Below are 424 nucleotides of genomic sequence, written 5' to 3' on the forward strand. Positions count from 1 at the left end.
GCCGCCGCGCGACATGACGGATGCGCCGACGCCGGAACAAGAGGCGGCCGCCAATGAGTTCCAGCAGACGGTGACCGCGTTTTACGGCGCGTTCGACTATCTGGAGATCACGGCGGACGGCCGCTACAATTTTCATCAGCCCGGTGATCCGAATTCGGGGGCCTGCGTCTGGTGCGGAACCTGGTCCTTCGCCAACAGTTCGGCGTGGCTCAAGCTGGATACGGCGCCGAGGCTCGATATCTACGCCAAGGACGGCGACTTGCAGATGACCTACACTGCCGAACCCGACGAAAAATCGAAATACGCCTGGCTGGTTTTCGCCTGGACGAAGGTCGAGTAAGCGGGGGCCACCGCTCACTGCCTCTGCATAGACGTTTTGACTGGTCGCTTGCGTTCGCTTCGTCATCCTCGGGTCTCCGCGACG

1 protein-coding gene is annotated in these 424 nt (G+C 61.8%); it reads left to right on the plus strand.

Going from position 1 to position 424, the window contains the following annotated elements; all coding sequences use genetic code 11:
- Positions 1–340 (plus strand): hypothetical protein (locus FCU66_RS40800; protein ID WP_136625532.1); only part of this gene is annotated, 340 nt, incomplete at its 5' end.
- Positions 341–424: the final 84 nt, after the last annotated feature.

The sequence above is a fragment of the Mesorhizobium norvegicum genome (assembly GCF_004919685.1).
GTDB classification, from domain to species: Bacteria; Pseudomonadota; Alphaproteobacteria; order Rhizobiales; family Rhizobiaceae; genus Mesorhizobium; species Mesorhizobium norvegicum.